The sequence below is a fragment of the Butyrivibrio sp. VCB2001 genome, from assembly GCF_000423965.1.
Lineage (GTDB): Bacteria > Bacillota > Clostridia > Lachnospirales > Lachnospiraceae > Butyrivibrio.
In genome coordinates, this window is the sequence record NZ_AUIZ01000034.1 from 1 (window position 1) to 4,605 (window position 4,605).

At 39.9% G+C, this 4,605-nt stretch carries 4 protein-coding genes and 5 tRNA genes; 5 read left to right on the top strand and 4 right to left on the bottom strand.

All coding sequences use genetic code 11. From position 1 onward, the window contains the following. Nucleotides 1-22: 22 nt before the first annotated feature. The 5 genes from G589_RS0117440 to G589_RS0117460 all read left to right on the top strand — a co-directional run bounded on the left by G589_RS0117440 (nt 23) and on the right by G589_RS0117460 (nt 555). Nucleotides 23-95 (top strand) — tRNA-Asn (locus G589_RS0117440). Between the two features lie 30 nt (nt 96-125). Next, nucleotides 126-197, top strand: a tRNA-Glu gene (locus G589_RS0117445). Between the two features lie 7 nt (nt 198-204). Continuing rightward, nucleotides 205-278, top strand: a tRNA-Ile gene (locus tag G589_RS0117450). 57 nt (nt 279-335) lie between these two features. Further along, nucleotides 336-408: transfer RNA gene (locus G589_RS0117455), tRNA-Val, on the top strand. A 61-nt stretch (nt 409-469) separates the two neighbouring features. Next, nucleotides 470-555 (top strand) — tRNA-Leu (locus G589_RS0117460). 165 nt (nt 556-720) lie between these two features. On the opposite strand, the gene G589_RS21510 is transcribed toward G589_RS0117460, so the two are convergent. The 4 genes from G589_RS21510 to G589_RS22170 all read right to left on the bottom strand — a co-directional run. Continuing rightward, complete coding sequence (locus G589_RS21510) at nt 721-2,007, bottom strand: tyrosine-type recombinase/integrase (protein WP_051192555.1); 1,287 nt, start codon at nt 2,005-2,007, stop codon at nt 721-723. Nucleotides 2,008-2,241: 234 nt separating this feature from the next. Further along, a complete protein-coding gene (locus tag G589_RS20605; RefSeq protein WP_051192557.1) occupies nt 2,242-3,642 on the bottom strand; it encodes a virulence-associated E family protein in 1,401 nt (466 codons plus the stop codon). Beyond that, nucleotides 3,611-4,234: a CHC2 zinc finger domain-containing protein gene (locus G589_RS20610; RefSeq protein ID WP_051192560.1), complete on the bottom strand. Its 624-nt coding sequence runs from the start codon at nt 4,232-4,234 to the stop codon at nt 3,611-3,613. Before G589_RS20610 ends, G589_RS20605 begins: the two co-directional genes overlap by 32 nt. 15 nt (nt 4,235-4,249) lie before the next feature. Beyond that, nucleotides 4,250-4,605, bottom strand: a 356-nt coding sequence (locus G589_RS22170) for a hypothetical protein (RefSeq protein ID WP_026523005.1), incomplete at its 5' end; no start/stop codon positions are given.

Below are 4,605 nucleotides of genomic sequence, written 5' to 3' on the forward strand. Positions count from 1 at the left end.
GGTACAAAATTTTTTATTATAATCCTCCTTAGCTCAGTCGGTAGAGCATTCGGCTGTTAACCGAAGTGTCGTTGGTTCGAGTCCGACAGGGGGAGTTAAAGCGGCAGCAAGATCGCAAAGCATTGGGCTCCGTGGTCAAGCGGTCAAGACATCGCCCTTTCACGGCGGTAACACGAGTTCGATTCTCGTCGGAGTCATTTATCAGGAGCTTTAGCTCAGTTGGTTAGAGCAACCGGCTCATAACCGGTCGGTCCCGGGTTCAAGTCCCTGAAGCTCCACTATGGTTTTTTAATAGTATATTGAAGAACCGCGTAATACCCAGTATTCATTAAAAAGGGGTCTTAGCTCAGCTGGGAGAGCATCTGCCTTACAAGCAGAGGGTCACAGGTTCGAGCCCTGTAGGCCCCACTAACGCGATATGTAATATTTGCATATCGCGTATTTTTTACCACAACATAATATGGTAAATGCCGGCGTGGCGGAACTGGCAGACGCCCGGGACTTAAAATCCCGTGGGTAGTAATACCCGTACCGGTTCGATCCCGGTCGCCGGCAGTAATGTGTATGGCTGTAAACTTAGATTTTATCTGAGTTTGCAGCCTCTTTCTTTATTTTATACATTTGGTACAAATCAGTACAATTTTGGTACAAGTCAGAAGATATCAGCATTTGAATGACTTGAATTGCATACAATGATATACATAAAACGTGTATATTTATTTAGCAGATGCTTAATGCATTCATGAGCTGATCTTCAATATTCTTAGGCTCTTCCACTGTTTCATTGATATAATGCTCCGTCATAGTCCTATTTGAGTGTCCCAGAGTTTTCTGCAAATATGCAGTTTCTACACCGGCAGCCTTCAATGTTGATGCAACAGTGAAGCGTAATTTGTGACTGGACTTGTAAGGAACACCTGCATCATTACAGTATTTCCTAAGACGTTCATTAAAGGTATCATTGTTGATGGTTCTACCATGGCACATAAAGAGATATTCCCCATCAGGGTTAATCTCGTGAGCTTTCTTAATGATTTCTACAGCCTCAGGGACAAGATAGATATCTCTTACAGAGTAGTGAGCATTACCTTTGGGAAGTTTTTCATTAATATGCCTGGGAGTCTTCTTTACCTTTAGATGTGTCATATCAACAGAAAATAATGATTCTTCTACAAGCTGATGTTTGATAGTCAGGATATTTCCGTTTACATCTTCATACCTGATTGCCCTAAGTTCACCAACTCTGAAAGTAGAATATAAGGCAAGCTGAATGGCTAGTGAATAACCATCAGGCTCGACTGTTTTTAGATGATTTAGAAGCTTTTCACGCTCATCTAAGTGCAGAGCCTTATTATAGTGATTGGGTTCCTTAAACTTAAGTTCAGATGTTCCTATAGATGGAATGAAGTTGAATGGGATATACTCATTTTCAGCTGCATAGATAAAAACTCCATTTAAGGCTGATTTACGATTCACAAAGGCCTTTCTGGTTATAAGTCCCTGACCGGTCCAACGCTCGTACATATACTTGATGTCCTTTTTCTTAATCTCTGCTATCTGCATATCAAAGATTGGCTCGTTCTTGAAGACATTTCTTAGCATAGACAGATCTTCCTGGATGGTTTTATTGGACTTTACACCATGGCTGATACGCATATCAACCCACTCTAGATATACTTCTTCGAAAGTATGAGAGAAGAAGTAGTCATAAAGTTTTTCTACAAGTTCTTCACGACTGTTAGCAACAAAAGTTGGATTGTTGCTTTTCCATCTGCCATCTGACAGTTTATAAAACAATTCCTCCTTTGCTCTGGGATGTGCTGTTCTGTAGATTTTTTCTACAAGTATCGTTTTCTTTTTTGAGATCATTTTACCTAATTCGCCGACCTCGCCTGAATCGAGACTATCAGATTTAGCAAGATTTTTCAATTGAGTGATTTTTCTTGATTCTTCTTTTTCAATGTCAGTGATATTACATGTGAGTTTTCTGGTGCTTATTTTTTTCATAGTTCCTCCAAATGAAAAAGGCACCTGATACGGAAATGTTCCGCACCAAGTGCCTTGTGAATGATTCTGTTTAGTTGTGATACCTGTTTGCAGGCAATAAAAAAGAGCAGTTGAACTGCTCGATAAGGTAAGCAAAGTAAACTGTAAACATCGCGTTTAAAATGAATTATTTTCTATAGCTCAAAATCTACTTTAAATATTTTGTGTTTATCCGTTTACACTGTTTACAATCTATTAGGTTTTAGTAAGAAATGGGATTTCTGACTCCATTCCTGTAGGAATATCCCGGAATACTGGTTCATTAACACGCTTCCAGGCTCTCTGAGTGCCATACTCTTTGAATCTATGGGAAGATATCTTTTTGTAATCTGTCATTTTATGATCCATGATTTCTGATATGACATTGCACTCCCAGGCACTTGGATTTTCGTACCCAATATGCCCAAGAGCTTCTTTGAAGAGCATCTTCGTACATACATAGTCAGGAGAATGGTCATCCAGAAAGTTTCTTATAGAAGTTTCAATTGGATCCTCGGGAGAGTGTTTGTCTTGTACTGCAAGGAGTTCATCTTGTAAATCGTCGGGAAGTACGAGAGAATAATCACCTGCAAGGTAAATCTCCATTACTTCCGCCCAAAGTTGTTCGATATATGCTCGTGATGCCTTTTCATCATCAAGAATGTGACAGTCAGCATCTTCAGGATGGACCTCTACGGGAAGAAATCTTCTGTTACCGGATTTGTCCATTGGAAGAAATTGGATTTTGTTTGATGTTCCTGCAAAGACACACTGCCTGGGATGATCCATGGCAGTAGTTTCATAGGGGACTCTATAGATATCGCTTTGAGTGCTTAAGAATTTCTTGGTTTCTTCTACTGCTTTAGCACTGCTTACAGCAAGCATTTCAGGGATTTCATTTATCCAGTGACCTTGTAACCTTGCATAAATCTTGTCATCATCAAGTTTTTTAATGTCATCGGAAAAATAGCGGTCTTCCATGGCAAGTAATCTGAGGAATGTTGATTTACCAGCTCCTTGGCCGCCAACAAGGACGGGCATATACTCAAACTTGTGTCCCGGATCAAATATTCTTACTATAGCGCCAAGCATGAATACTTTTAGTATTTCAGTGTTAAGTCTGCTCTTTGCTGCACCAAGAAAATGATGAAGTGCATCTGGTAATCTGCTTATACCATCCCATTTGAGTGATAAAAGCTTTTCTTTTATCGGATTGTAGCTGTTGTCGTAAGCTGCGATATTTATGGCGGTTGCAATGTCACCATCCTTCTTGAGACCATATTCTGATTCTAGATAAAGGATTATATGGCGTAGATCATTATCACAATAAGTTACGCTATATCTTTTCCAAGGGAAGTCGCCGCATATATCAACCTTATCGCTAAATTCGTTGTACTTGATCTTTCCTGCAAAAAGATGATCATGGTTTAAGACAAGTAGGCAGTTATTCTTGCTTTGCAGTATTTTTCCCTTCTCGTCTCTTGTAAATAGTTCAGAAAGCGGTGGTTCTTTAAGGGGAATCTCTTCGGTTACTGAAGATGGTTGGAGTTCTCCTAGCAGTATTTGTAATTTCTCCATTTGTTCTTTAGTTAAGTTCTGAAAGTCTTGCTTTGACATATTCAATTTCTCCTTTGTAATTAGTTAAAAATGTGAGTTGCTCATCTCTGGATCCGAAGGTTAGTTCTTCAATCATCCAATCAGTTTTGCTAAGGTTCATTAGGGCTTCTTCAAATAGAGGATTGCAGGTATCAAGCCCATCAATTGATGCTGGAGCATAATCTCTTTTGAAAGCCATTAACTTTTCTTTGTATTGGTGCAAAGAAAAAAGAACATCGAGGACATAAGCGTCGAATGTTCTTATCAGCTGATATTCATCGTTTCTCTGGATAATGATTTTGTCTTTTTTTAGAGAAGCAGATGCTTTGTTAATACTTGGGTTGTTTAGATTCGTGGTAATGATATTAAAATCCATGGCAATCTTTTTAGCAGCATCAAGCGGTGACAGTCCAAACAACTTACCCACGAAATCAATGACATCCCCGGTTGCCCCGCATCCAAAACAGTAGTAGCGGATATCAACTTTCATGCTTGGGGTTTTGTCATTGTGGAACGGGCAATTACATAGCCCGCTCCGATTGATTTTGATTCCATAAAAAGAAGCTGCGTCCATAACAGACACAGCCCCCTTGACTGCCTTAAAGATATTCATTTTGTTATAACCTCCTTATCGTTCCATGTCGTGGGAACGCTTTTTGCCAGGAGTACGTTCCTGTACTTTCTGATGTCCCTTGACCTGGACTTCTTCAAGAGACGCCTCAGTGATGCATCTGATCTTATAGGCTTTTGAAGCTATTGCTTCGAGATCCTTGCATGTGAGCTTCATGGTATCGAGCTCAGTGCTAAGCTGTTTCTGCTCCTCACGCAATCCTTTCCAGTCATGTTCTGCATCGCCCCAAAACTCAGCAATCTTTCTTTTGGAGAGATGATACTGATTGATCTCTTTGGAGTGTTCAGACTTGAACTTGTCTTTGCTGGGTTTGAAAAACTTTTTGTTAAGTTCTTCAAAGACGGGAAGAGTCT

Coding starts and splice junctions, on each gene's coding strand:
- G589_RS20610 (WP_051192560.1), bottom strand. CDS start 4,234: ATGAATATCTTTAAGGCAGTCAAGGGGGCTGTGTCTGTTATGGACGCA.
- G589_RS20605 (WP_051192557.1), bottom strand. CDS start 3,642: ATGTCAAAGCAAGACTTTCAGAACTTAACTAAAGAACAAATGGAGAAA.
- G589_RS21510 (WP_051192555.1), bottom strand. CDS start 2,007: ATGAAAAAAATAAGCACCAGAAAACTCACATGTAATATCACTGACATT.